28 protein-coding genes, 3 pseudogenes and 1 riboswitch are annotated in these 25,867 nt (G+C 50.1%); of the genes and pseudogenes, 22 read left to right on the top strand and 9 right to left on the bottom strand.

Features of this window, described 5'->3' with window-relative positions; genetic code table 11:
• Positions 1-59: 59 nt before the first annotated feature.
• The gene (locus tag BJQ97_RS14160; protein ID WP_160157071.1) at positions 60-773 is read right to left on the bottom strand and encodes a hypothetical protein; all 714 of its coding nucleotides are present in this window, start codon (positions 771-773) and stop codon (positions 60-62) included.
• A gap of 276 nt (positions 774-1,049) precedes the next feature.
• On the opposite strand from BJQ97_RS14160, the pseudogene BJQ97_RS14155 reads away from it, so the two are divergent.
• Positions 1,050-1,175 (top strand): annotated as a pseudogene (locus BJQ97_RS14155) (LacI family DNA-binding transcriptional regulator); the annotation flags it as partial.
• Positions 1,142-1,957: pseudogene (locus BJQ97_RS14150) on the top strand (RNA-guided endonuclease TnpB family protein); the annotation flags it as partial. The pseudogenes BJQ97_RS14155 and BJQ97_RS14150, both read left to right, overlap by 34 nt.
• 157 nt (positions 1,958-2,114) lie before the next feature.
• Here the strand turns inward: BJQ97_RS14150 and BJQ97_RS14145 are convergent.
• Positions 2,115-2,795, bottom strand: a complete 681-nt coding sequence (locus BJQ97_RS14145) for a response regulator (protein WP_160157070.1) — start codon at positions 2,793-2,795, stop codon at positions 2,115-2,117.
• Between the two features lie 38 nt (positions 2,796-2,833).
• Entirely contained in the window at positions 2,834-4,411 is a 1,578-nt protein-coding gene (locus tag BJQ97_RS14140; RefSeq protein ID WP_160157069.1) for an ATP-binding protein, read from the bottom strand.
• Positions 4,412-4,693: 282 nt separating this feature from the next.
• On the opposite strand from BJQ97_RS14140, the gene BJQ97_RS14135 reads away from it, so the two are divergent.
• The 5 genes from BJQ97_RS14135 (at position 4,694) to BJQ97_RS14115 (ending at position 10,811) form a co-directional block, all read left to right on the top strand.
• Positions 4,694-5,740 carry a TRAP transporter substrate-binding protein gene (locus BJQ97_RS14135; RefSeq protein WP_160157068.1) on the top strand — a complete coding sequence of 349 codons (1,047 nt, stop codon included), beginning with the start codon at positions 4,694-4,696 and terminating at the stop codon, positions 5,738-5,740.
• 213 nt (positions 5,741-5,953) lie between these two features.
• A complete protein-coding gene (locus BJQ97_RS14130) occupies positions 5,954-7,216 on the top strand; it encodes a dicarboxylate/amino acid:cation symporter (protein WP_160157067.1) in 1,263 nt (420 codons plus the stop codon).
• Positions 7,217-7,689: 473 nt separating this feature from the next.
• Positions 7,690-8,517 carry an aldo/keto reductase gene (locus BJQ97_RS14125; RefSeq protein ID WP_160157066.1) on the top strand — a complete coding sequence of 276 codons (828 nt, stop codon included), beginning with the start codon at positions 7,690-7,692 and terminating at the stop codon, positions 8,515-8,517.
• Between the two features lie 146 nt (positions 8,518-8,663).
• The gene (locus BJQ97_RS14120) at positions 8,664-9,356 is read left to right on the top strand and encodes a zinc metallopeptidase (RefSeq protein ID WP_066233926.1); all 693 of its coding nucleotides are present in this window, start codon (positions 8,664-8,666) and stop codon (positions 9,354-9,356) included.
• 111 nt (positions 9,357-9,467) lie between these two features.
• Positions 9,468-10,811 (top strand): hemolysin family protein, encoded by a 1,344-nt coding sequence (locus tag BJQ97_RS14115; protein ID WP_160157065.1) that lies wholly within the window; start codon positions 9,468-9,470, stop codon positions 10,809-10,811.
• A gap of 27 nt (positions 10,812-10,838) precedes the next feature.
• Here the strand turns inward: BJQ97_RS14115 and BJQ97_RS14110 are convergent, their stop codons facing one another.
• Complete coding sequence (locus BJQ97_RS14110) at positions 10,839-11,738, bottom strand: RluA family pseudouridine synthase (protein ID WP_160157064.1); 900 nt, start codon at positions 11,736-11,738, stop codon at positions 10,839-10,841.
• Between the two features lie 139 nt (positions 11,739-11,877).
• Between BJQ97_RS14110 and BJQ97_RS14105 the strand changes: the two genes are divergently transcribed.
• Positions 11,878-12,276 (top strand): YhcU family protein, encoded by a 399-nt coding sequence (locus tag BJQ97_RS14105; protein WP_160157063.1) that lies wholly within the window; start codon positions 11,878-11,880, stop codon positions 12,274-12,276.
• Positions 12,277-12,308: 32 nt separating this feature from the next.
• Here BJQ97_RS14105 and BJQ97_RS14100 read toward each other — a convergent pair whose 3' ends face one another.
• Complete coding sequence (locus BJQ97_RS14100) at positions 12,309-12,782, bottom strand: thioredoxin family protein (protein WP_160157062.1); 474 nt, start codon at positions 12,780-12,782, stop codon at positions 12,309-12,311.
• Positions 12,779-13,216: a disulfide formation protein C gene (locus BJQ97_RS14095; RefSeq protein ID WP_160157061.1), complete on the bottom strand. Its 438-nt coding sequence runs from the start codon at positions 13,214-13,216 to the stop codon at positions 12,779-12,781. Before BJQ97_RS14095 ends, BJQ97_RS14100 begins: the two co-directional genes overlap by 4 nt.
• Positions 13,217-13,393: 177 nt before the next feature.
• Here BJQ97_RS14095 and BJQ97_RS14090 point away from each other — a divergent pair, with 177 nt between their 5' ends.
• Positions 13,394-13,840 (top strand): CBS domain-containing protein, encoded by a 447-nt coding sequence (locus tag BJQ97_RS14090; RefSeq protein WP_066233909.1) that lies wholly within the window; start codon positions 13,394-13,396, stop codon positions 13,838-13,840.
• Between the two features lie 114 nt (positions 13,841-13,954).
• A complete protein-coding gene (locus BJQ97_RS14085) occupies positions 13,955-15,712 on the top strand; it encodes a phospho-sugar mutase (RefSeq protein WP_160157060.1) in 1,758 nt (585 codons plus the stop codon).
• A 47-nt stretch (positions 15,713-15,759) separates the two neighbouring features.
• On the opposite strand, the gene BJQ97_RS14080 is transcribed toward BJQ97_RS14085, so the two are convergent.
• Entirely contained in the window at positions 15,760-16,017 is a 258-nt protein-coding gene (locus BJQ97_RS14080; protein WP_013146280.1) for a YhdB family protein, read from the bottom strand.
• Between the two features lie 180 nt (positions 16,018-16,197).
• Here BJQ97_RS14080 and BJQ97_RS14075 point away from each other — a divergent pair, with 180 nt between their 5' ends.
• Positions 16,198-16,446: a hypothetical protein gene (locus BJQ97_RS14075; RefSeq protein ID WP_025039331.1), complete on the top strand. Its 249-nt coding sequence runs from the start codon at positions 16,198-16,200 to the stop codon at positions 16,444-16,446.
• A 29-nt stretch (positions 16,447-16,475) separates the two neighbouring features.
• Here the strand turns inward: BJQ97_RS14075 and BJQ97_RS14070 are convergent, their stop codons facing one another.
• Positions 16,476-17,081 carry a DedA family protein gene (locus BJQ97_RS14070; RefSeq protein WP_160157630.1) on the bottom strand — a complete coding sequence of 202 codons (606 nt, stop codon included), beginning with the start codon at positions 17,079-17,081 and terminating at the stop codon, positions 16,476-16,478.
• Between the two features lie 409 nt (positions 17,082-17,490).
• Between BJQ97_RS14070 and BJQ97_RS14065 the strand changes: the two genes are divergently transcribed.
• The 8 genes and pseudogenes from BJQ97_RS14065 to BJQ97_RS14035 all read left to right on the top strand — a co-directional run bounded on the left by BJQ97_RS14065 (position 17,491) and on the right by BJQ97_RS14035 (position 22,737).
• On the top strand, positions 17,491-18,912 hold the full coding sequence (locus BJQ97_RS14065; RefSeq protein WP_160157059.1) for a SpoVR family protein: 1,422 nt from the start codon (positions 17,491-17,493) through the stop codon (positions 18,910-18,912).
• 78 nt (positions 18,913-18,990) lie between these two features.
• Positions 18,991-19,332, top strand: a pseudogene (locus tag BJQ97_RS14060) (cytochrome ubiquinol oxidase subunit I); the annotation flags it as partial.
• The gene (locus BJQ97_RS14055) at positions 19,329-20,357 is read left to right on the top strand and encodes a cytochrome d ubiquinol oxidase subunit II (RefSeq protein ID WP_160157058.1); all 1,029 of its coding nucleotides are present in this window, start codon (positions 19,329-19,331) and stop codon (positions 20,355-20,357) included. The pseudogene BJQ97_RS14060 and the gene BJQ97_RS14055, both read left to right, overlap by 4 nt.
• Positions 20,357-20,458 carry a cytochrome bd oxidase small subunit CydS family protein gene (gene cydS / locus BJQ97_RS18185; protein ID WP_407066458.1) on the top strand — a complete coding sequence of 34 codons (102 nt, stop codon included), beginning with the start codon at positions 20,357-20,359 and terminating at the stop codon, positions 20,456-20,458. Before BJQ97_RS14055 ends, cydS begins: the two co-directional genes overlap by 1 nt.
• An 83-nt stretch (positions 20,459-20,541) precedes the next feature.
• A complete protein-coding gene (locus tag BJQ97_RS14050) occupies positions 20,542-20,832 on the top strand; it encodes a hypothetical protein (RefSeq protein WP_160157057.1) in 291 nt (96 codons plus the stop codon).
• 107 nt (positions 20,833-20,939) lie between these two features.
• Positions 20,940-21,042: riboswitch (guanidine-I (ykkC/yxkD leader) on the top strand.
• A 54-nt stretch (positions 21,043-21,096) separates the two neighbouring features.
• Positions 21,097-21,417 carry a quaternary ammonium compound efflux SMR transporter SugE gene (gene sugE / locus BJQ97_RS14045; protein ID WP_160157056.1) on the top strand — a complete coding sequence of 107 codons (321 nt, stop codon included), beginning with the start codon at positions 21,097-21,099 and terminating at the stop codon, positions 21,415-21,417.
• Positions 21,418-21,758: 341 nt separating this feature from the next.
• Positions 21,759-22,031, top strand: a complete 273-nt coding sequence (locus BJQ97_RS14040) for a YkvA family protein (protein ID WP_160157055.1) — start codon at positions 21,759-21,761, stop codon at positions 22,029-22,031.
• 13 nt (positions 22,032-22,044) lie between these two features.
• Positions 22,045-22,737: a TerC family protein gene (locus BJQ97_RS14035; RefSeq protein WP_160157054.1), complete on the top strand. Its 693-nt coding sequence runs from the start codon at positions 22,045-22,047 to the stop codon at positions 22,735-22,737.
• Positions 22,738-22,776: 39 nt separating this feature from the next.
• Here the strand turns inward: BJQ97_RS14035 and BJQ97_RS14030 are convergent, their stop codons facing one another.
• Positions 22,777-23,226 (bottom strand): hypothetical protein, encoded by a 450-nt coding sequence (locus BJQ97_RS14030; protein WP_160157053.1) that lies wholly within the window; start codon positions 23,224-23,226, stop codon positions 22,777-22,779.
• 31 nt (positions 23,227-23,257) lie between these two features.
• Between BJQ97_RS14030 and BJQ97_RS14025 the strand changes: the two genes are divergently transcribed.
• From BJQ97_RS14025 to BJQ97_RS14015, 3 genes are read left to right on the top strand one after another with little or no spacing between them, the layout of a single operon-like run.
• Positions 23,258-23,443 (top strand): hypothetical protein, encoded by a 186-nt coding sequence (locus tag BJQ97_RS14025; RefSeq protein WP_160157052.1) that lies wholly within the window; start codon positions 23,258-23,260, stop codon positions 23,441-23,443.
• A 54-nt stretch (positions 23,444-23,497) separates the two neighbouring features.
• The gene (locus tag BJQ97_RS14020; protein WP_160157051.1) at positions 23,498-25,573 is read left to right on the top strand and encodes a carbon starvation CstA family protein; all 2,076 of its coding nucleotides are present in this window, start codon (positions 23,498-23,500) and stop codon (positions 25,571-25,573) included.
• Positions 25,566-25,769: a YbdD/YjiX family protein gene (locus BJQ97_RS14015; protein WP_044732230.1), complete on the top strand. Its 204-nt coding sequence runs from the start codon at positions 25,566-25,568 to the stop codon at positions 25,767-25,769. The genes BJQ97_RS14020 and BJQ97_RS14015 overlap by 8 nt, the downstream gene beginning before the upstream one ends.
• The last annotated feature ends 98 nt before the right edge of the window (positions 25,770-25,867 follow it).

Genomic DNA, 25,867 nt, shown 5'->3' with positions numbered 1-25,867 from the left:
ATGAGAAGTATTTTTATAGCCAAACTTGACGGATATAGATTCTATCCCCATCCCGTGCGTTATTGCTTTTGCAATGTGGCAGCCATAGCAAGGACAGCGCCAAGCACGTCTTCCTTGCTTGGAGCGTGCACGGTCAATAGCATCGGCGTCGGTTGGGCGCTGGCGATGACATGAACGGTGACGCCGTCCGCTTGAGCGGTGTACCAAACCGCATCAGTGAACGGTTTAGGCAGTTCGTCTGTTTGCTGGCGGGCGGCGTCGGCATCAACGGCTTGGGCATGTTCTTTAGCAAGCTGTTCATAGTTCGTTTCCCCTCCGGAAAGCAGACGGATGCGGGCAAAGGTGTCGCCATGGAGCAAGACGTCGGCGTTTGGCTCCTCGGCGTCAAGCGTCCATCCTTCTAAAACGTAGAGGGAAAAATGTTGATTGTCGCTCGTTTGCAGCGTCGCTGTTTTCGTGACTGTTTGATTTCCCGTTCGGTAGGACAAAGAAGTCGTTGGTTGCGAAGAGGCAGGTTTCTCTTTACCCGCCGGCGTCTGCTCGGCGGTTTCTTCTTTCGCGGGTGCTTGTCCGCCCGCCGCTGCGGCAGATGGGCCGGCAGAAGAAGCAAGATTTTCGTTTGTCGGTTGCACATCGGCGGACGTTTCTTTTGAGTCGGCTGTCTGTTGTTCCCTCGCTGCCGCCGTTTCCGGTTCCTGCGCTTTCGTTCCGCAGCCAGTCAGCAAGACAGAGACGACAGCGAGAGAAAATAACAGCTTCCAGTATCGATCCATGTTTATTCCTCCTTACGTTCCATATACCACTCATTATACCAATTGAAACGGTGGAAACAAACAGACTGGGTTCCCTATTTTTTCGGCTTGTTTGTTTTTGTCTGTTCTTTGGCATGAAGGGCGATGTGCGCACCGCCCCACACGGCGGCGGCTAGAAGAGAGAGTAAAGCAAATCCGTAAAGCATGTGGTTCCCTCCTCATGTATACTAGATGGCAGGATCAACATAATGTATGAAACGCGTTTCAAAGCAAGTCTTTTTTAGGGGAGTGGGGAACATGGCGAATATCCGCGATTTGGCGAAAGAGGCGGGAGTGTCGGTGGCCACTGTATCGAGGGTGTTGAACGGATATCCATATGTGAGCGAGGAAAAACGAAAAGATGGTGTTGCTTTAATAATCAAAACTTAAAAATAGAAAAGAAAGGAGATTTCTACACGGTTGCTTTTCCAACATTGGAGAAAAAAATAGGCGTACCCGTTGTCGTGCGTCCCGATCAACAAACATGGCTTGATCGAATCATAGACGGGACTGCCAAACAAGGAACCGCTGCACTCTATAAAAAGAAAAAGAAATGGTACGTAGCCATTCCCATCACGTTTGAAGTCAAACAACGGAAAGAAACAAAAGTAATGGGAATTGATCTAGGGCTAAGATATATCGCTGTTGCTAGTGTTGGAACCAAATCTTTATTCTTCAAAGGGAATCCATGCGCCTTCATACGCCGACGATACGCGGCTTTGCGAAGGAGACTCGGAAAAGCGAAGAAGCTCCATATGATTCGCAAAATCGGCGATAAAGAGTCCCGCTGGATGAAGGATATGAACCATAAAATCAGCCGTCAAATCGTCCGTTTTGCCCTCGCCAACGGTGTTGGCGTGATTCGGATGGAAGATTTGACGGGGATTCGGAAGGGGGCAAAATCGACCAAAGAAGCAGGACGAAGTCTTCATTCCTGGGCGTTTCATCAATTGCAAACGATGATTGCCTACAAAGCCGAAATGGCGGGCATTCGGATCGAGTGGGTGAATCCGACTTATACGAGCCAAACGTGTAAATGTGGACATCGGGAAAAGGAAAATCGTAATGGCATCCACTTTACGTGTAAAAAATGCGGATACACCATCCACGCCGACTTGAATGGCGCTATCAACATCGCCAAAGCGATTTCGGGACTTGCCGCCTAACCTAGCGCACTGGTCACAGGTGCGCCGCCCATTGGGGTACATCTTAACCCGATGGGACGGGGTGATGACACATCCCTGAACTTGGGCGTTGTCCGAACTAGAAATGGATGAGGACGCGAACGACCCAAGAATCCCACGGCTTTAGCCGTGTGGAGTGTCAAATTTGCTTCAGCTGATACCGGTTCACCGGACGGCCGACGCCGCCGTATTGGACATCAAGCGTCACTTTCCCATTTTTTTCGAGATACTCTAAATAGCGGCGGGCGGTGACGCGGGCGATGCCGACCCCTTCAGCCACTTCCTCGGCGGAAACGGGGGAGCGGTGTTGGCGCAAATAGGTGATCACTTTTTCCAATGTCACCTCGTTCAATCCTTTCGGAAGCTCGGAGGACGGTCCGGCTGGTTGTTCAGTCGCCCGCCTTAGGGCATCGAGTTCCACTTGGGTGAGCGATTCTTTTTCGGCAAGCGACCGGCGGAATGCCCGATAGTTTTCCAACGCTTGTTTGAGCCGTTCAAATTTAAATGGTTTCACGATGTAATCGAAGGCGCCGTTTTGCAAAACGCGGCGCACCGTTTCAATGTCGCTCGCTGCGGTGATGGCGATGATATCGACTTCATGGCCGCGGGCGCGGATTTGTTTTACTGTTTCAAGGCCGTCAAGCTGCGGCATGTAAATGTCAACCATTGCTAAATCGGGATGAAGTTCATCAATGAGGCGGAGCCCTTCTTCACCGTTTCTAGCGAGGCCGATGACGGTGAAGCCATCGACTTGTTCAATCATTTGCCGATTCACTTCTTGCACCATCGGGTCGTCTTCAATGAGCAGCACGCGGTACATGCGTTTTTCCTCCTTCGTCTCGACCTTGGTCTGTGCTGTTACATGTCGAACGTAATCGTAAACACTGTTCCTTTCCCTTCTTCTGATTGAACGTCGATGCGTCCGTTTCCTTTTTCCACAATTTGCTTCACCAAATATAAGCCGATGCCGCGTCCGTTTTCCCCTTTGGTTGAAAAACCTTCCTCAAAAATGCGGCCGATATGCTCGCGGGCAATGCCTCGGCCGTTGTCTTCGACCGAGAGGGAGCAAATGTCTTCATTTTGTTCAATGCTGACGTAAATTTCTTTCTCTCGGTCGGTCACACCATGAAAGGCATCGAAGGCGTTTTCGATTAAATTGCCAAGGAGAACAACGAAATCATGATGATCGAGGTGCGGCGGAAAGCGGTGCAGCCGGCTGTGGCGATCGATTGTCACGCGAATGCCGAGCTCTTTGCCTCGGCGGATTTTGCTCAGGAGCAGCCCTGAAATGCTTTCGTCCTTGATGTTGCGGCTTAAAAACTGCGTCAGTTCTGCTTGTTCCTCTGTAACTTGGAACACGTACTCGAGCGCTTTTTCGATATGGCCGAGCTGAATAAGGCCGGCGATCGTATGAAGCTTGTTCATGTATTCGTGGTTTTGCACGCGCAAGGCGTGGACAAACGCCTTTACGCCCGTCAGTTCTTCGGCCAGCCGTTTCACTTCCGTTCGGTCTTGGAAAATGGCGATGGCGCCGACCGTTTTCCCGTTGACTTTGATCGGGATGCGGTTGCTCCAAATCGTTAGGTTGCCAAGCTGGAGCTCTTTGTTGTAAATCGGCTTGTTTACTTCCAAGATTTCTGGAAGGTGTGTGTCCGGGATGACGGAGCGGATCGGCCGGCCGATGACATCCCCTTTGACCCCGAGCATTTGTTTGGCTCGGTCGTTGAAGATGGTAATGTTTTCATTGCTGTCAATGGCGATGACGCCTTCGTGCATGGCGTTAAACGCTTCGGTTCGTTCGATCAGCAGCTTGGCGATCTCATGCGGTTCCAGCTCAAACATTTGCCGCTTGATATGGGAGGCGAGCAGCCATGCGCCAATTCCGCCGGCAAGCAGGGACAAAACGACCGCTACGGCAGCTTCTTCCTTTAAAGAATCAATGGCTTCAAAAAACGTCGGCAGCCGGTAGGCGGCGATGACGACGCCAATTTGTTCGTGTTCGCTATTCATAATTGGCACGAAGGCGCGAACTACCGTTCCGATTTCTCCACGGGCTTTGGACGTGTACGTATGTTCGGCAAACGCCGGCCCTTCATCAGCGCCGCGGGAGATCGTGCCGATCATCGCAGGAAGCGGGTGGGAGAGACGCACTTTGTTCATATCAAGAACGACGATATAGTCGGCGCTGTGAATGACGCGCACCCGCTCGACGATTGGATTGATGAGCGCCCGACTTTGTTTGTTTCCAACAATATGGCGCCTGACTTCAGGCAACTCGGAGACGGTGCGCGCGGTTAGCAAGGCGCGCTGGCTGAGCTCCTCCTCCTTTGTATGGAAAAAGTCGCTGATGATAAATGCACCACTCAGAAACATAGAAAAGCTGACGATAGTGAAAGTTAAAATCGTAATTTTCCAGCGAATCGGCAGCTGGTTCATGGCGGAACTCCTTTTTGTCAGTCGTGATGGCCGTTGGTCAGCCATATGAAGAGAATGAATCAACGTTTTTTTTATTATACCAAATCTTCTTGAATGGAAAGAAATGAAAGGTGTAAAATGGCGGTGGGGGAACAAATATTCTGACAGCCTGCGTAAGACGCGGCGTTTGCTGCTCTCAAACCGAATCCGTGTCCGTGAGCTCGAGCCGCTTTTTTGCTTCAAACAGTATACCGTTGGAGTACCGTGTTAGCAATGATGATGGATGAAAGAATGGTGTGAACAATGAGAAAAACGTGGAAAGTATGGACAATTCTTTTGTTTGTCGGCCTCGGTCTGATCGGCTGGGCAGCGAGCCGTTCACTGAACCGTGAACCGCTTATCTATGACGACGAGCAAAAGGGGTTGAAAAAGCAAATCATTATTTATTTCAGCCATGTCGTAGCGGAGAATACGCCGAAAGGGCTGGCGGCGCAAAAATTTGCCGAACTCGTTGGGAAAAAGACAAACGGGCGCGTCAAAGTGGAGGTGTTTCCCAACGGCTCGCTTTATTCAGATGGGGAAGAGCTTGATGCGCTGTTGCGCGGCGACGTGCAAATGATTGCGCCATCATTTTCGAAAGTGACAGAATTGATCCCTGAGTGGCAAGTGCTCGATTTGCCGTTTTTGTTCCGCGATGATGACCATGTGCGTTGCGTGTTTACCGGAAAGGTGGGAGTCGAGCTGCTTCAGATGCTCGAGGCGAAAGGGATCAAAGGGTTGGCGTTTTGGAGCAACGGATTTAAGCAAATGATGGGCACGAACCGGCAGCTGATGGAACCGGACGATTTTCGCGGCTTGCGTTTTCGCATTATGCCGAGCGAAGTGATTGAAAGGCAGTTTCGTTTGCTTGGCGGTGAACCGGTTGCTGTTTCATTTGATCGCGTTTATCAGGAGCTTGAACAGCATAAGTTTGATGGGCAGGAAAATACGATTTCCAATATTTACTCGAAAGGGTTTTACAAATTTCAACCGTATATTACAATCAGCAATCATGGCTATCTCGGATACGTGGTCATGATGAATCAGTCATTTTGGGACAGATTGCCGAAAGACATCCAGCAAAAAATTACGGAAGCGATGGCGGAAGCGACGAATTGGAATTTGCAGCAGTCGAAAGAGCAAAACGAACGGGAGCTCCAGCAGCTTGAGCAGCGGGACGGGGTTCATCTGTACATGTTATCGGAAACGGAAAAAAAGAAATGGGAGCAAAAATTTAAGCCGCTGTATGAAGAGTTTGTGCGGCAGTTTGGTTCTAAGCTGTTGAATGAAGTGAAACAATCGTGCGAATGAGGGTGTCCGAAAAATAACGGGACGCCCTTTTCTTATTAACGTATAGACGCGTGAAACTCCTTTGCAAGGAGAGCGTTTCGAGGAAAACGCCCATGCCAATGTTGAGACCAAAAAGACCAAAACGACCATTATCACCATAATATTTTGATTTCGCTGATTTTTCTTTATGATGATATTGAAAGCGTTGTCAAGATATCGAAAGGAGTGGGAGAAATGCGGAGAAAGCTGAAAAACTTGACGGTGCAAGTCATCATCGGCATCATTTTAGGGATCATTGTCGGATTTGTATTTCCGGAATTTGGCGCGAAGTTAAAAGTATTAGCGGATGGATTTATTAAGCTCATTAAAATGGTGATCGCCCCGATCATTTTCTTCACAGTCGTGATCGGGATCGGCAATATGGGCGACTTGAAAAAAGTCGGCCGCATCGGCGGCAAAGCGCTCATTTATTTTGAGATTGTGACGACATTTGCGTTGGCGATCGGGATTGTCGTCGTCAACCTTGTGAAACCAGGGGTCGGGTTTAATACGGATGCGGCCAAAGGCGGCGACATTTCGCAATACACGAAGCAGGCGGAAGAAACGAGCCACGGGTTTGTAGATTTCGTGCTAAGCATTATCCCGGATAACGTTGTCGCCGCGATGGCGAGCGGACAATTGCTTCCGGTGCTCTTCTTCGCCGTGTTGTTCGGCTTAGCGGCTGCTGCACTTGGCGAAAAAGCCAAACCGGTGATTTCTCTGTTTGAGAGGTTGGCGGAAATTTTCTTCGGCGTTGTCAACATGGTCATGAAGGTGTCGCCAATCGCTGCATTTGGCGCAATGGCGTACACGATCGGCACATTCGGCCTCGGTTCGCTCGTGTCGCTCGGCAAATTGATGGGTTCTGTTTACATTACGATGGCGCTCTTCATTTTCGTCGTGCTTGGCGGGATTGCCAAGTTTTACGGATTCAACATCTTTAAGTTTCTCGCTTATATTAAAGAGGAACTGTTGCTTGTTTTGGGCACGTCTTCGTCTGAATCAGCGCTGCCGCGGTTGATGGAGCGTCTAGAAAAATACGGGTGCTCAAAATCGGTTGTCGGTCTTGTCGTCCCGACAGGGTATTCGTTTAACCTCGACGGCACATCGATTTACTTGTCGATGGCAGCCATTTTCATCGCCCAAGCGTACGGCATTGATTTAACGATTTGGCAAGAGCTGACGCTGCTCGGAGTGTTAATGCTCACCTCGAAAGGGGCTGCAGGGGTCACCGGTTCTGGATTTATCACATTGGCGGCCACCTTGGCGGCGTTCCCGATGATCCCGGTCGAAGGGATCGCCTTGTTGCTTGGTGTTGACCGCTTCATGTCGGAAGCGCGGGCGATTACGAACATTATTGGCAACGCTGTTGCAACGGTAGTCGTTTCGAAAATGGAAAACGAGTTTCATCCGAACGAAGCTGAAGTGGAGCGTGTCTCGATGAGTGTGGCCAAATAAGAGTTAGGAGCGCTCTGCAAGTCCAATTGACAGCTTTTCCGTTCGCATGTTTCTGACTGCGGAGGGAAAGGTGTCGCACGCTGCAAATTGTTGACATCGCTCTATTCCTTTCTGCCGCTGTCAGCAAACGTGCCGTTTACCAACTGAGGGTGTCCCAAAGGGATCGGGACATCCTTTCTTATTACTATATATAGGTATAAAACAATCATTAATAAGCAATATGTTGTGCTTTGTTTAAGGGGAATTGCCCTTTTGGGTCGCCCCTCCTTGAACCGTGAACGCTTTGCGGGCAAATGTCATTTGCCCGCAAAGCGTTCTTGTTCGAGGGAAAAGGCAGAAAAGTTTGTGTTCAGCCGTATGATTCAATGTTTTTAGTAAAATAATGGATAATCAACACTCGTGAGCATATATTTTGCTTTTCTTTCCCTCTTTTCCCATAATGAAACTATAATGAGACTCGAGGAGGAGATGATATGAACGGCCTGCAAGATTGCGCCGCCTTGCATAACGGAGTGAAAATGCCTTGGGTCGGCCTTGGCGTTTATAAAGTCAAAGAAGGGGAGGAAGTAAGAAGCGCGGTGCGCACCGCGCTTGAGATCGGCTACCGTCATGTCGATACAGCCGCTTTTTATGAAAACGAAGAAGGTGTCGGCCAAGCGATCCGCGAATCCGGCATTCCTCGTGAGCAAGTGTTTGTGACGACGAAAGTGTGGAACACCGACCAGGGATATGAGACGACGCTGAAGGCGTTTGACAGAAGTTTAAAAAAGCTCGGTTTTGATTACGTGGACTTGTATTTAGTTCATTGGCCGGTGAAAGGAAAATACAAAGAAACGTATAGAGCGCTTGAAAAGCTGTATAAAGACGGTTATGTGCGCGCGATTGGAGTAAGTAATTTCCATGTCCACCATTTGCAAGATGTACTGGCCGATTGTGAAATCAAGCCGATGGTCAACCAAGTCGAGTATCACCCGCGCCTGACGCAAAAAGAGCTGCACGCGTTTTGCCAAGAAAACGGCATCCAGCTTGAAGCATGGTCGCCGCTCATGCGCGGGGAAATTTTAAGCGAGCCGACGATCGTTGACATCGGGCGCAAGTACGGGAAAACGCCGGCGCAAGTCGTGCTGCGCTGGGATTTGCAACATGGTGTTGTGACGATCCCGAAATCGGTGACGCCGGCGCGGATCAAGGAAAACGCTGATATTTTTGATTTCTCGCTGACCGACGAAGAAATGAAACTGATCGATGCGTTGAACTTGAACAAACGGGTCGGCCCTGACCCAGACAATTTCAATTTTTGATGTCTCCATTAGCCAAATAGCGCCTTGATGCAGGCGCTGTTTTTTTTGAAACCAAAGCGGGCTGTTTGACGTATGAAATGATGAGCAAGTACAATAAATAATAGTATACACATTTGATGAACATTGAAAAAACGGAGGGTGCTGCGATGCTATTCCATCCGATGGATATTTTCATTTTTATCGCCTTCCTGATATCGCTTTGGGCGCAATGGAAGGTATCGAGCAATTTCAATGTCTGGTCTGAAGTTCCAGCCTCATCGGGGTTGACGGGGGCGGAAGTGGCGCGCATGATTTTAGACCGCCACGGGCTGCACCATGTGCCGGTGGAGGTTGTGCCAGGGAGATTGTCCGACCATTACGACCCGATTTCCCGCACGGTCCGTTTGTCGGAGCCGGTCTTTTATGGGCGTTCGATCGCTTCCATTTCCGTTGCCGCCCACGAGGTCGGCCATGCCGTTCAACACCAGCAAGGCTACGCTGCGCTCGTCCTTCGCCACCGGATGTTTCCGGTTGTGAACTTTGCTTCCGGCGTTGCACCGTTTTTGCTTTTGGCGGGCTTTTTGTTCCACCAGTTTTCGTTACTTGGCCTCGGCATTTTGTTCTTCTCGCTGGCTGTAGCGTTTCAAGTGATTACTTTGCCGGTGGAGTTTAACGCGAGTGCGCGGGCGAAGCGGTTTATGCTGGCTGAAGGGTTGATCGCCCCAAATGAAGCGCGCGGCGTGAACAAAGTGCTTGGCGCAGCGGCGCTGACGTACGTTGCGGCAACGTTGATCGCCGTGTTTGAACTGCTGAAATATGTGCTCATTTTCACCCAAGGGAACAATAATGAGGAATCGTAACGTATTGGGCTGCCTAAGGCGGCCCAACGGCATCATCGTCTATCAGCTGCAGTGGAAACTTTTGTGTGCAGGAGGTGTAACCTGGGCGCTTCATCCGCGCTCGGAGACGAATTGGATATAGCCAGTTTGCTGTTGGTGGCGTTTCTCATCGCTTGCACCGCCTTTTTTGTCGCTTCTGAATTTGCGATCGTCAAGGTGCGCAGCTCGCGCATCGATCAGCTTGTCAATGAAGGGAATCGACGGGCGGTCGCGGCGAAAAAAGTGATTTCGAATTTGGACGGCTATTTATCGGCGAACCAGCTCGGCATTACGCTCACCTCGCTTGGCCTTGGCTGGCTTGGGGAGCCGACGGTGGCGCGGATGTTGCTGCCGCTGTTTGAACGCCTCCATTTATCGGAATCCGTCTCCCACTTTTTAGCGTTTATCATTTCGTTTTCGCTCATCACCTTTTTGCATGTCGTTGTCGGTGAATTAGCGCCGAAGACGTTCGCCATTCATAAGGCGGAAGCGATTACGCTGTTTACGGCTCAGCCGCTCATCTGGTTTTACAAAATCATGTATCCGTTCATTTGGACGCTCAACAACTCTGCGCGGCTCGTGACGCGCCTGTTTGGCCTCAGGCCGGTGGCGGAGCATGAAATCGCCCACTCTGAGGAGGAATTGCGCCTCATTTTATCGGAAAGCTACAAAAGCGGGGAGATCAATCAGTCGGAGTACCGCTATGTCAATAACATTTTCCGGTTTGACGACCGCATAGCGAAAGAAATTATGGTGCCGCGCAAAGAAATTGTGGCGCTCGATATCAACAAAAGCGTCAAAGAAAACTTGGACATCATTCGTGAAGAAAAGTATACGCGCTATCCGGTCATTGACGGCGATAAAGACCATGTGCTTGGACTCATCAACGTCAAAGAGGTGTTTACGGATTTTATTGCCAACCCGTCCAACGAAAAACAGATGAAAGACTATATCCGTCCGATCATTCAAGTGATTGAATCGATCGCCATCCATGATTTGTTGGTCAAAATGCAGAAAGAACGCATTCATATGGCGATTTTGGTCGATGAGTACGGCGGCACGTCTGGGCTGGTTACAGTCGAGGACATTTTGGAAGAAATCGTTGGCGAAATCCAAGATGAGTTTGATATTGATGAAACGCCGCTGATTCAAAAAATGGACGATCGATTGATTTTGGATGGCAAAGTGTTGATCAGCGAAGTGAATGACTTGCTTGGACTGGACATTGACGATGATGACGTCGATACGATCGGCGGCTGGATTTTAACGAAGCATTATGATATCAAACCAGGCGAGTGTGTAGAAATCGATGGCTACTTGTTTACGGTGAAGGAAATGGATGGCCATCATGTGAAGTCGCTGGAAGTGGCAAAAAAAGAGCCGAGCAAAGAGGAAGAGGCGGCAGACGTTGCTGAAGAGGAGGAACTTCGTTTGTAAGGCAGACGGGGGCGTCTGCCTTTTTTGCTATGAGTAAAACGGCGAAAGATCAATGGGAAAATCATCGGTCGGTGCCAGGCACATGACCTCTTCATTGGTAAATGGATGACGGAACATCAGCTTCATGGCGTGAAGGGCATGACGATGAAATAATGGTTTGCCGCCATAAAGCACATCGCCGACGAGCGGATGGCCGAGATGGGCCAAATGGACGCGGATTTGGTGCGTCCGTCCGGTCTCGAGAGAAAGCTCGACAAGCGATGTTGACGGGAATGTTTTGATGACGCGATAGTGTGTCACCGCTTTTGCCCCCGTTTTCGAGACGCGCCGGCGCGTTGGATGGTGGCGGTCGCGGCCGATTGGGGCGGAAATGGTTCCTGATTTCGGGGATAAACGACCGTGAACAAGAGCGACGTACGTCCGCTTAATGGCACGGTGGGCGAGCATTTGATCGAGCGTCGCACCGGCGAGCGGGTGTTTGGCAAATAAAATCGCTCCCGACGTGTCGCGGTCAAGCCGGTGAATGTGGCGCACTTTTGTCAAAATCGCCTGCGACTGCAAATGAAACGCGACCGCATTGGCGAGCGTGCCGGTTTGCCCCGGTTCGGACGGATGAATGTCGATGCCGGCTTCTTTGTTCAAGACGAGCAGATGGTCGTCCTCCCATAAAATCGAAAGCTCCCGATATTCTGGAACGATGAACGACGGCTCCGGCTCATATGCGTAAAGCTGAAGCCGGTCGCGTTCGTTGAGCACCGTCTTCCAGAGAACCGCCTGGCCGTTCAGTTTGACGCCGTGTTCCATCCGCCAACGGTGGACGAGCTTTTTCGAGGCCGTCCATACGTCTTTCAGCAATTGTTCAATGGTCAGGCCGCTCCAAAAACTAGGAATGGTGCACTCGAGCCAATCGCCTTTTCTTGTCCACAAAGGTTGTCACCCTCTCAATTCCCTTTTAGTCGTGGAAACACTTTCTACGCCTATCCTTGCTTGAGATATGGTACACTCATAGTATCGTCTCAGTGATGGAGAACGCAAGCATTGCGGCGAGAAAAAGGTGGTATGGACGTTGAAAATGATGTATGCGGCGACTCCGGAACAAGAGCATTACATGCAGTATTTGCTCAACTACTTTTATACCGATGTGTTCCCGTATTACTTCGATGATGAACAAATTCGGCAATTTGAGGAATGGGGCATTCTTTCGCTGGACCACGAATATGTTGCATATAATGGGACAATGAAAGAGGCTTTCCAAATCATTTCGGCGTTGCAATCGCTCATTGCCGTCATCGAACATATCGGAAAGCATGGGGATTTGGAACAGTATGAATGGTTGTTTGTTCGCAATCAAAAGATTTTGGCCCGCCATGGCATTGCTTTTCCTTTTCATGCCAAGCAGTTTACTTGCAGGCGGCTTTGGCCGTGCAGCGTGTATGCGCCTGCGGCGAGTCAATGGGTGATGTAAAACAAGGAGCTAAGCATAGCTTAGCTCCTTGTTTACTTTTCAATGTGCAATGAGGAAAACCAATTTCGGAACGTTCGTTCGTCATGATACCCTTCGATGCGTTTGATTTCTTTGCCGTTTTCGTAATGGACGATCGTCGGGGTGGCTTCAATATGGTACGCATCCCATCCGTCTTCGAACTCAAGCAAGTTGAACAGCTTTAAATCGATGCCAAGCTCCTTCGCTAGCGGCACGACGATCGGCGTTGTCCGGTGGCAGTGCGGGCATGTCGGGCTGTAAAAGTAGACGGTGAGCGTCTTTTTCTCGGCCAGCTGTCGCTTCAACTCCGCGGGCAAAATAATGTTGCGGTAGTTCGGGTCGTCAAGTTGGGCGACGGTGGCTGGGTTCAGCTCGCTTTTATGGTAAGGATTGTTGCTTGCGGCTTCTTTTTGTTCGTACATCGTGATAAACGCAATCGCAGCGAACAGGACGACAATGATGCCGCCAAATATGAGCAATTTTTTCAACGTTCGCTCCCCTTTCTTTGTTGGCGCATGACGGCCCAACTTAGCAACATAATGATCATAAAGGCGGTTAGCGCCAAAAATGGAATGGTGATAAACCCAAGCCAGTTGATATATTGTCCTGTGCATGGAATGCGGCCGCAGCTGATGGCATACTCCTGAAACAGCGGAATTTTTTGCAGCCCATAATGATACAGCGAAATGAGCCCGCCGATCAATGACAGAGCGAAGCTGTAACGCGCCGCCGCCGCGTCTTGGCGCACGACGGCCATTCCTAAAATGATGACTTGCGGATACATAAAAATACGTTGAAACCAGCATAGGTCGCACGGAATGTACCCAAGCACCTCGGAAAAATAAAGGCTTCCGAGCGTGGCGATCAGCGCTGTCGCCCATGCGCCCAAAAGCAAGTTCTCCGCACGTTTTTCTCGTTCCATATTCTCTCCTTTTTATCATCGTGTTCCAGATGATTTTGCTTCCGTTATCTCCATTATAAGGGAATGGAAAACGGCGCGTCCATTCATAACCGGCAAAGGGCAGGAAAGAAAACAACATTTTCTATCTATATCAGGCGGCAAACGAGCCATACTAATCGGTGAAAGGGGAGGATCACATTGACGAACAACAGCGGAAACAAAGTGCAGGACATTATGACGAAAAACGTCGCAACGATTTCGCCGAACCAAACAGTGCAAGAAGCAGCGCAAATCATGAGCCAAAAAAATATTGGCGCGCTTCCGGTTGTGGAAAACGGGCAAGTCAAAGGGATGATTACGGACCGTGACATTACATTACGCGTCTCATCCAAAGGAAAAGACCCGTCAACAGTCAAGGTGGCGGAAGTCATGACAAATCAAGTCGTCACCGGTACGCCGAATATGAGCGTACAGGAAGCCGCGAATGTCATGGCTCAACATCAAGTCCGCCGTTTGCCGATCGTGGAGAACAACCAGCTTCAAGGCATCGTTGCGCTAGGCGATATTGCGACGAACAGCGCATCAAACGAAGCGGCTGAACAGGCGTTGACGAACATTTCCGAGCCGTCGCAGCCGCAAGGGTAATGGGAGAAAAAGGATGTCCACATTTTCCAGGACATCCTTTTTCTTTTGGCAGGTATATTGTATGATGGGAGCGAATACATAAACAGGGAAGATGAAAAGCAAGGGGGAACAGCGATGGAATGGAGACGAAAATATGAACAATGGCTGCGTGAGCCGCAACTTGATCCGGAATTGAAGCGGCTGTTGGAACAACGCTGCGATGATGAACGTTGGTTGGAGGATTGCTTTTACAAAAATCTCGAATTCGGCACCGGCGGCATGCGCGGCGAGATCGGCCCGGGGACGAACCGAATGAATATTTATACGGTGCGAAAAGCATCGGAAGGATTGGCGCGATACATACAATCGTTTGGCGATGAGGCGAAGCGGCGCGGGGTCGTCATTGCCTATGACTCCCGGCATAAGTCGCCGGAATTCGCGATGGAGGCGGCGAAAACATTGGCTACGAACGGCATTCAAACATACGTGTTTGATGAATTGCGTCCAACACCGGAACTGTCGTTTGCTGTTCGCCATTTGCGGGCGTTTGCCGGCATTGTCATCACCGCCAGCCATAATCCGCCCGAATATAATGGCTATAAAGTGTATGGAGAGGACGGGGGACAGCTGCCGCCTGCTGTCGCCGACCAAGTAATCCGCTATGTCAATGAAGTCGAAAATGAGCTCGCCATTTATGTGGAAGATGAGAAAACGTTAAGAGAAAAAGGCCTTATTCGCATCATCGGAAGCGAAGTCGATGATGCTTATATCCATGCGGTCAAAACGATTTCCATCCATCCGGAGCTTGCTCGGGAAACGGTCATCAATATCGTGTTTACGCCGCTTCACGGTGCGTCAAACAAACCGGTGCGCCGCGCGCTCGCTGAGCTCGGCTACCAAAATGTCTTTGTCGTCAAAGAGCAGGAGCTGCCGGATCCGAATTTCTCAACGGTCGCCTCGCCCAATCCGGAAGAACACGCGGCCTTCGCCATGGCGATGGAGTTGGGCAAGCAAGTGAACGCCGATTTGCTGATCGCCACTGACCCGGATGCCGACCGGCTCGGTGTGGCGGTTAAAAATGACAAGGAAAACTATGTCGTGCTGACCGGCAATCAAACGGGCGGCTTGTTGCTCCACTATTTGCTGTCGCAACGAAAAGCTCAAGGCACTCTGCCGGAAAATGGTGTTGTCTTAAAAACGATCGTGACGTCTGAATTTGGTCGGGCGATCGCCCAATCGTTTGGTCTTGAGACGGTTGATACGTTGACCGGTTTCAAATTCATCGGCGAAAAAATGAAGGAATACGAACAAACAGGGCAATATGCGTTCCAGTTCGGATATGAGGAAAGCTATGGGTATTTGATCGGCGATTTTGTCCGCGACAAAGATGCCGTGCAGGCGGCTGTCCTCGCGGCGGAAGTGTGCGCGTTTTATAAAAAGCAAGGGCTGTCGTTGTATGAGGCGCTCTTGCAATTGTTTGACCAGTACGGCTATTACTGCGAGGGACAACGATCGCTCACGCTGAAAGGCAAAGAAGGAGCAGAGGCGATTGCCGCGATTTTAGCGTCGTTCCGCCAACAGCCGCCGGTGGAGGCCGCGGGGAAAAAGGTGACGGTGATTGAGGATTACAAAACGAAAGAGCGGACGAACACGTTGACCGGCGAAAAAACGGCCATTGATTTGCCGACATCCAATGTGCTCAAGTATATCTTGGAGGATGGCTCGTGGTTTTGCCTGCGCCCATCAGGGACGGAGCCGAAAATGAAGGCGTATTTCGGCGTCAAAGGAACGTCGCTAGAAGACAGTGAAGAGAGGCTGGCGCGCTTAACGGAAGCCGTCATGCAGCGCGTAAAGGACGTGCTCAGCACCGTTTCGCCTTCTTATGCGCAATGATCAGGACAATCTGCGGGGAATTGGACGATGCCAATTCCCCGTTCGTTTTACGAATAAAACTGCGCGTATTGCTCGACTCCCATTTTTTGTTCGCTCACTTCAAGCGCATGGTCAATATAGCGAAGCAAGGCGTGCAGCCGCTCCTGGATGACGGAGTAGTCATGTTCAAAATTATAAGCGTGGAGAAATTTTTCAATTTTTTTCGACAGAATATCATCAGGCGTACGCACCATTAAAATGAGCAAATTGTCCCATTCGGAGCGATGCGTGTAATAGAGCGCCTTATCATAGTCGACGGTGTTCAAGCGGCATGCCTCCTTTATCAAGAAGGAGTCATTGTTAGTGTATGACAGCAGGGCGTTTTGTTGCCCTGTAAATGTTGCGACAGAAGGCAAAATATAAATTATAACCGAAATGAAAACGAAAAAGGAAAAATAAATGTTGCAATTTTGTGACAAGGATAGTATCCTCAAAATAAGGGGATGATGAGAATGAACAAACGGCACGAAGGGCAAGAAATGATCAACATGTGCAAATGGATGGCGTCAGTGGGATTGATTGTCGGAGTTGTACTGTTTTTGCTTAGTTTTATCGCAAGCGCTTACAACAAAGACTATTTCTTGACGATCATCAGTCTCGGCATTATCGGGGCTTCGATGTTTATGTTCGGATTCGGCCTGTTTATGGGTCTGCTGACGGAAACATACCATCGCGGCCCGCGCGAGAACGTATAGCGCGCATAGAGAATGAAAAACACCGGAGATTACCCCGGTGTTTTTCGTTTTTGTTGGATGTACCAATAGAAGATGGCGAAGCCGAGAACGACCAGAAAGACAGGAAATAAGAATGGACGGTAGGCGTGGATATACTGCTTGACGGCCATCCAGCGGCTTTCAAAATAGGCGCCGATCGTCAAAAAGACAGCCACCCATACGATCGCTCCGCTGTAGGCGAACAAAGCAAACTTTCTCCAACGGTAGGCGTTCATGCCGGCCCAAAAGGCGGCGAGATGCCGAACTCCAGGGATGAAATAGCAAATGAACAATACCGCTGGACCGAGCTTCGAAAAAAGCGCTTTCGTTTGCTCGAGCCGTTTTTCTGTAAGATGGAGCTTGGGACCGAATTTATGCAAAAACGGCAGCCCGAGCGTAATCCCAAGCATATAGCTGAGCGAGATGCCAATGATGGCTCCAAGCCAGCAGGAAAGAAAAGCGAGCGGATACGAAAACGCCCCGGTTGAAACGCGGTAACCGGCATATGTCAACAGCAGCTCGTCGGGGATCGGCAGCCCGACGATGCCGAGCATCAGAGCGACCATAATGCCGATGTAGCCGAAGTGTTCGATAAGATATTGCAAATAGTGCTGCAAATGACCACCACGCTTTGCCGCGATGTTTTGTACCATCATTATAAATCATAGGGTCAAAAAGGTAAACGGCCGTCCCCCAACAGAAAAACATCCGCCTATATTTACCCTTGGTTGGTTTCGCTGCAGCGAGGAGAAATAGGGATGAGAAGTTTTACCTCCGTCCCTTTTCCTAATTCGCTGTCAAGGTGAATTCCCCCCGGTGTTGCCGGATGATGTTTTGAGCGATCGATAACCCAAGCCCTGTTCCGCCTGTTTTCCTCCTTCTGCCCTCACTAAGTAAAGCCCGAATTTTAACATATCCAAAACGCCAAGCAGGCGGGAGAGGTTCGTCAGCATCTTGGCGATTCCGAACGTATCAAAACATCTTTTTCCTCATACATTGTGATAAGAGGAAAAAGGAGGGAGATGGATGCGGAAGGGCGAGCTGAAAGAGCTGGAACGGGCCATTGCGGAAATTACCGAAATCGCGGAAGGATTTGGCCTTGATTTTTATCCGATGCGTTATGAAATTTGTCCGGCGGACATTCTTTATACGTTTGGCGCCTACGGAATGCCGACGCGATTTTCTCATTGGAGCTTTGGGAAACAGTTTTACAAAATGAAGCTTCATTATGATTTAGGGTTAAGCAAAATTTACGAGCTCGTCATCAATTCGGACCCTTGCTACGCGTTTTTGCTCGATACGAATACGCTCATCCAAAATAAGCTGATCGTCGCTCACGTGTTGGCGCACAGCGACTTTTTCAAAAACAACGTCCGCTTCAGCAACACGAAGCGCGATATGGTCGAAAGCATGGCGGCGACAGCCGAGCGGATTAAACGTTATGAACATCAGTACGGAAAGCAGGAAGTGGAAAAGTTTTTGGACGCTGTCTTGGCCATTCAGGAACATATTGATCCGTCGCTGCTTCGGCCGAAGCTGTCATGGACGTGGGAAGATACGGAAGTGTACGAAGAGGAAGAGCCTGCGAAAACATCGACGCTCTACGACGATTTATGGTCGCTTGAGGAGCGGAACAAGCCAAAAGCGCCGCCGCGAAAAAAACGGCGCAAGTTTCCGCCGCAGCCGGAAAAAGATGTGCTATTGTTCATTGAAGAATACAGCCGCGAGCTTGAGGACTGGCAGCGTGACATTTTAACGATGATGCGTGAAGAAATGCTCTATTTTTGGCCGCAGCTGGAGACGAAAATCATGAACGAAGGCTGGGCGACGTATTGGCATCAGCGCATTTTGCGCGAGATGGATTTGACGAGCGATGAGGCGATTGAATTTGCGAAACTGAACGCCAACGTCGTGCAACCGTCGCGCACCGGCATTAACCCGTACTATTTGGGCTTGAAAATTTTTGAAGACATTGAAGAGCGGTGGAACAACCCGACGGAAGAGATGAAAAAATACGGTGTCAAGCCGGGGTCGGGACGGGCGAAAATTTTTGAAGTGCGCGAGCTGGAATCCGACATTTCGTTTTTGCGCAACTATTTGACGAAAGAGCTCGTCATGCGCGAAGATATGTATTTGTTCCAAAAACAGGGGAAAGAATATAAAATCGTCGACAAAAACTGGGAGCATATCCGCGACCAACTCGTCAGCATGCGAGTCAACGGCGGGTTTCCGTACATCACTGTCAATGACGGCGACTACATGCGCAATGGAGAGCTGTATTTAAAACATTGGTATGAAGGGATCGAACTCGATCTGAAGTATTTGGAAAAAGTGCTGCCATACATTTATCAGTTGTGGGGCCGTCCGGTCCATATGGAGACAGTCGTCGAAGAGAAGCCGATGTTGTTTACGTATGACGGGAAGACGGTGCATCGGAAGTATTTGTGATCACGAACGGCAGGGGCATCCTGCTTTTTTTGTTTGTCACGACAGATATGTGAAAAACGTCACAAATCATTCGGGTTTGCGGCGGCATACTGGCTCGGGTCGATATTCCGTTGGCAGTGGATCATGAAAAAGTGGTTTTTTGGCTTGTTAGCGGCAGGAGGTCCGCTGGCGATGCTAGCCATTGAAGCCGGATGGTACTTGGCGGAAGTCGGTCGGCAGCCATGGATTTTGCGCGGCTATATGAAAACGGCTGAAGCCGCCACTTCATCAGGGCATGTCGACACAATGCTCGTGTTATTTTCCTTGTTGTATTTCATGTTAGGCATTGCGAGCGTGACGGTGCTTGTGCGCATGTTCCGCAAAAACCCGATTGAGCGGGAGCTGGCGGAGCGCGCCGGTCACGAGGAGGTGGCGCCATGAAGCTTGAAGTCATCGGTATTTCGGTGCTGTGGTTGTTTTTGTTCGGCTATATCATTGTCGCTTCGATTGACTTTGGGGCGGGGTTTTTCAGCGCCTACAGCCATTGGGCGAACAAACAACATATTTTGCATCGCATCATCCAGCGCTATCTCTCCCCGGTTTGGGAGGTAACGAACGTCTTTCACGTCTTTTTCTTTGTTGGCATCGTCGGCTTTTTCCCGAAAACGGCGTATTATTACGGGTCGATTTTGCTCGTTCCGGCCAGCATCGCCATCATTCTTTTGGCCGTCCGCGGCTCGTATTATGCGTTCCATACGTACGGCGGGACGGAGCGGAATTGGTATTTGCTCGCCTATGGGTTGACGGGTCTGTTCATTCCAGCGTCGCTCTCCATCGTCTTGACGATTTCTGAGGGCGGATTTGTCGAAAAAAATGGGAATGCCTTGGCGCTTGATTACGGAAAGTTGTTTGCGAGCCCGCTGTCGTGGAGCATCGTGCTGTTAAGCGTCACGAGCGTTTTGTACATTTCCGCCGTGTTTTTGACGTATTATGCGGATGCGGCGGGGGATGAGCGGGCGCGGTCGCTTTTGCGCCGCTATGCTCTCCTTTGGAGCGGGCCGACGATGTTGTCGGCGCTATTGATCATTTATCAGCTGCGCCACCATAATCCTGAACATTATGCCAACTTATGGATGGTAGCTTGGATGTTCGCTGTTTCCTTTTTGTTTTTTGCGCTCACCGTTTGGCTTCTTTGGCGGAAGCGGCGGTTCGGTTTGGCATTTATTGCGCTTTTGTTTCAATACGCGTTTGCATTTTACGCGTACGGCATTTCCCATTACCCGTATTTGCTTTATCCATATTTGACGATTTATGACGGGTTTACGAATGAAGTGATGGCCATCGCGTTGATCATCGCCTTTATCGCTGGGTTGTTCTTGCTTATTCCGTCACTGTACTTGCTGATGCGCCTCTTTTTGTTTAACAAGGCGTACGTCAAAGGAAAATGGGAAGGAGGAAAAGGATGATGCAAACATTTTTGATTATGTATGCGCCGATGCTGATTGTTGCCCTTTCTGTCGTTGCTGCCTTTTGGGCCGGGTTGAAAGATGAGCAGGTCAATGACTGAACGCGATGGAGACAAGGGTGCATAGTTTGCCGCCAATCGCTCACACTAGCGGATGACAATGAATCAAGGAAGGGTGGGCGATCATGAGAGAAGTGTTGCAGCGTGTGAAAGAACAGTTGGAACAAGCATTTGACGAACCACGTTCGACGAACCTTGACGGGGCGCTCCATGAGCTTGAACAATTGAAGGCGAGCGCTGGGGAGAAGAAACAAATGATTGAAGACGTCATTCGCGCCGTCACCCATGCGCGCAATGCACGAATGGAGTTGGCCGAGGCTGGAGATGAATCGGCGACGAACGCCTTCGCTGAGGCGTATCGGGCGTTGGATCAAGCGATTGAATCGTACAGCGACGTCGATAACGACCCGGTGTAAGACGGATGGGGGCCCCTCAGCCTTCATCTGTCGGAAATATGCGGAAGGCGGATGGATTGCAAGCGTTTGGCTGACGTGTTATACTGATTGACAGCCAAGTAAATACAGGGAATGTTTTCTAGGGTTCCGCAGCTGCCTGGCAGCTGGACTGCGACCGAGAGAAAACGCGCGGCGCGCCCGCGTACACGGAGGGACAAAAGCCCGGGAGGAGTATCGTTTCGATATTTCCCGCGGCTTTTTTATTTTGGAAAGGGGGAATGCTCATTGGCGTGGATTTGCTTAACGATCGCTGGATTGTTTGAGGTGGTTTGGGCCATTGCGCTGAAATATACGAACGGGTTTGCCCGCTTTTGGCCTTCTGTTGTGACGATTGCGGGGATGGCGGCGAGCTTTTACTTTTTATCCTTGGCGATCAAGACGTTGCCGATCGGCACCGCCTATGCGGTGTGGACGGGAATTGGAGCGCTTGGTGCGGCCTTGGTCGGCATGTTGTTTTTAAACGAGCCGGTCAATGCGCCGCGGGTGGCGTTTTTGCTTTGTATTCTTGTCGGAGTCATCGGACTGAAGTTTACGGCGGGGCAATAAATTGGATTCATTTCTTGTCAGTCAAGAAAAAGAGTTGACAACAGGTATCAATATTGAATATCATGAAAGTGTAAAATAAAAACGAATACAGTTTCTTTTGTTAAAGGGGAGTAGCTTTAACAGCAAAGTCGTCAGTCCAGGGTGCATGCCCTCGGCTTTGTTGGCAACGGCGACGTTGTTAGCGAGACCTTTGCCGATGTTGGTAAAGGTCTCTTTTATTTATGAAGGCCTTTACCAAGGATGGTAAAGGCCTTCTTTCATTTCATGAAACAAAAGGGGGGAAGATAATCGTAAAAGAAGATAGGTTCGGCTTCAAAAGAACAAAAAGTGGAGGGGATGGCATGCGCAAATGGTGGAAACGGCTTCGCTTCATCGTCCATGTTCGGCGTTTCCTGCCGTTTTTATTCGAATTTTTCGTTTCGCATGAAGTTCCAATGCGAAAAAAATGGTTTTCCGTCGGTTTGCTGCTTTTGTATATAGCGCTGCCGTTTGACCTCATTCCCGATTGGTTTGCGTTGTTTGGTTTGATCGATGATTTGGCCGTCTTCGTATTTATTTTGCAGCAAATCATTAAGATGGCTCCAATTTCATTAAAAGAAAAATATAACTTGTAAAGGGGGATTGTTCATGGATTTATTGTCAGCAGAGTTTTGGACGGCATTGCTGTCGATCATCATTATTGATCTTTTGCTGGCAGGGGATAACGCCATTGTGATCGGATTGGCGGCCCGCAACTTGCCCAAACACCAGCAAAAAAAGGCCGTTGTCTGGGGGACGGTGGGTGCTGTCGTCATCCGGGCGTTCGCGACGATCTTTGTCGTCTGGCTGCTGAAAATCCCAGGGCTTTTGCTTACCGGCGGCGTGCTGCTTGTCTGGATCGCCTATAAGCTGCTTGTTGAGGGGAAGGGCCACGACGATGTTGAAGCTGGGGGAAGTTTATGGGAGGCCATTCGCACGATCATCATTGCCGATGCGTTGATGGGGCTTGACAACGTGTTGGCGGTTGCCGGAGCCGCGCACGGCAGCTTTTTGCTCGTCATTCTTGGGCTGATCATTTCGGTTCCGATCATGGTGTGGGGCAGCACGCTCATTTTAAAATGGATCGAGCGCTTCCCCATCATTATTACGATCGGCGCTGGCGTCCTCGCTTGGACGGCGGCGAAAATGATCGTCGATGAGCCGTTTTTAAAGGCGTATTTTGCCAATCCTGCCGTGAAGTATGGATTTGAGCTACTCGTTGTTGCCGCTGTCATTGTGGCGGGAACGATGAAAAAACGAAAAAGCGCCAAAGAGCCGCAACCGAAAGCCGCCAATGAATGATTGGCGGCTTTCGGGGGTGGGGCAATCACCAACGGATGGCTATTTCCATTTCAGCAGTAGAAATTGCAGCAGCCACCCAATGGAGAGACCGGGAATGACAGATAAGATCGGCAGCCAAATCGGCCCAAAAAACACGCCGCCGATGGTCACGTGCGACGAGTACATCAAGCTGACCGTCACAAAGTAGGCGGAGACGACAAACGGCAAAAACGAGTACGGTGTTCGCCCGCCGCCAGCGTCTTTAAACGCATCCCACATGGCAAAAAAGTATAGACATGGATAAAACATCAGCCATCCGATATCGACAATGCGGGCGGCCTCATCCGTACGTCCCAAAAAGCTGAGGCGGATGGCTTCATTGAAATGAGATTGGGTGTTAATCACAAATTCCAACGCAATAAACAAAATTCCTTTTATATACTTTTTGTTCAACAGTTGCCCGAATCCAGGCAAAGCAATGCTCCATAACAATGCTTCGATCGCCTTCACCTTCTCGAACCCTTTACTGAGATAATATTAGTTGATCGTTGCTTTGTCCATTGCACCGTCAGATGGAGCTGGGGACAATCGATGGGTGCAATTACATTTTTTGCGCCAAAGACTTGTTTTATACTTTTTTGAAATAGGAATGCAGGAACACGCTCCTATAGAACCAAACTATACATTAGTTGAAGATGAAAAAATGTCTTTAAATTTTTCAGAATAATGAATATAATAGTAGCGTAAAGAATTTTGACAAATAAAAAAAGGAGGAAGCCGTGTGAAGGGGCTAAAGTCGATTTTGCTATGGGGCCTGATTTCCGTCCTTGGGGCCGCAGCGTTTGCCATTTTGGCTTTAAGCCGCGGCGAATCGGTCAACGCCATGTGGCTTATCGTCGCTGCCGTTTGCACGTACGCGGTCGCCTATCGATTTTACAGCCGGTTTATCGCCCGCAAAGTGTTTGGCCTCGATGATAACCGGAAAACGCCGGCGGAAGTGTTCAATGACGGAAAAGACTATGTTCCGACAAACAAATGGGTGTTGTTCGGGCATCACTTCGCCGCCATCGCCGGCGCTGGGCCGCTTGTCGGACCGATTTTGGCGGCGCAGATGGGCTATTTGCCGGGCACGCTTTGGATCGTGATCGGGGTTGTGCTCGGCGGAGCGGTGCAAGACTTTGTCATTTTGTTCGCTTCGATGCGCCGCAACGGGAAGTCGCTCGGCGAGATGATCAAGGAAGAAATGGGGCCGGTGACGGGCTTTATCGCAGCGCTTGGCATTTTGGGCATAATGATTATTTTATTGGCTGTATTGGCGCTCGTTGTTGTGAAAGCGCTTATCGGAAGCCCTTGGGGGATGTTTACGATCGCCGCGACGATTCCGATTGCGATTTTGATGGGCATTTACATGCGCTTCATCCGTCCGGGGCGCGTTGCTGAGGCATCGCTTGGGGGATTTGTGCTGTTAATTTTGTCGATTGTGGCCGGGCAATATGTCGCGGAACATCCGACGCTCTCGGCGATGTTTACGCTAAAAGGGGAAACGATCGCCATCTTAATGATCATTTATGGCTTCGTTGCTTCGGCGTTGCCGGTATGGCTATTGTTGGCGCCGCGCGACTATTTGAGCACGTTCTTGAAAATCGGCACGATCGTCGGATTGGCGCTTGGCATTTTCGTCGTCATGCCGGACTTGCAAATGCCGGCGGTGACGAAATTTATCGATGGCACAGGACCGGTGTTTGCAGGCAATCTGTTCCCGTTCTTGTTCATCACCATTGCTTGCGGCGCGGTGTCCGGTTTCCACTCGCTCGTTTCATCCGGTACAACGCCGAAGATGATTGAGCTTGAAAGCCATGCGCGGCCGATCGGCTACGGTGCGATGTTGATGGAGTCGTTCGTCGCTGTCATGGCGATGGTTGCGGCGTGCGTGCTGACACCAGGTGCGTATTTTGCCATCAACAGCCCGGCGGCGGTGATTGGCACAGACGTGGCGCAGGCGGCAAAAGTGGTATCGTCATGGGGCTTCACCGTCACGCCCGATATGCTTGCGCAGTTGGCGAAAGACGTCGGCGAGCAAACGGTGTTGTCACGCACGGGCGGGGCGCCGACGCTGGCGATCGGGATGGCGTTCATTTTATCGAGCGTCATCGGCGGCAAGGCGCTTATGGCGTTCTGGTATCACTTTGCCATCCTGTTTGAAGCGCTGTTCATCTTGACGACGATTGACGCCGGCACACGAGTCGGCCGTTTCATGATCCAAGACATTATGGGCACGTTTTACAAACCGCTCGGCAAAACGGATTCGCTTGCCTCGAACTTGATCGCCACGACCCTTTGTGTACTGGCGTGGGGGTACTTCCTGTACCAAGGCGTCGTCGATCCGCTTGGCGGCATCAACACACTATGGCCGCTGTTTGGCATCGCCAACCAAATGTTGGCTGGCATCGCCTTGTTGTTTGCGACGACGGTTCTATTTAAAATGGGCAAAAAGGCATATGTTTGGGTCACGCTCGTGCCGACAACATGGCTGCTTGTCGTCACGCTGACGGCCGGGTATCAAAAGCTGTTCCATGAAAATGTCAAAATTGGTTTCTTGTCGCATGCGAAAATGTTCCAAGACAGCTTGAGCCAAGGCAACATTTTGGCGCCGGCAACGAATGAGGCGCAAATGCGGCAAATTATTATGAACGACTACATTGATGCGACATTGTGCGCGATTTTCATGCTCGTTGTGATTGCGATGCTGATCTCGGCGTTGAACATCTGGATCAAAGTGCTGCAAAACAAACATGTGCCGCTCAAGGAAGCGCCGTACGTGCCGCGCGATGGAGAAGGAGCGAAGCACTATGCCTAAATGGTTGCAAAACGTTTTCGCTTATCGCCGGCAGTTTCTTGACTTGCTTGTCGGTGTGCCGAGTTATGAAAAATATGTCGAGCATATGAAAACCCATCACCCTGGCGAGCCGATTAAGTCGCGGAAAGAGTTTTTCTGCGAGGCGCAAGAGGCGCGCTACAATGCTAAAGGCGGCAAAGTGTCGCGTTGCTGCTAGCGGCTGGGAAGGAAGGAGGGGCGCGTCCCCTTCTTCCTTTTTTCTTCTTGTTCATCATCTTGTTCATCATCGCTGAGAACATGTTCGGTTGGCGGCAT

It is taken from the genome of Geobacillus sp. TFV-3 (assembly GCF_009901865.1).
Classification (GTDB): Bacteria; Bacillota; Bacilli; order Bacillales; family Anoxybacillaceae; genus Geobacillus; species Geobacillus thermoleovorans_A.
The sequence above is the reverse complement of the archived record's forward strand: the minus strand, read 5'-3'. Positions and strand labels throughout refer to the sequence as shown.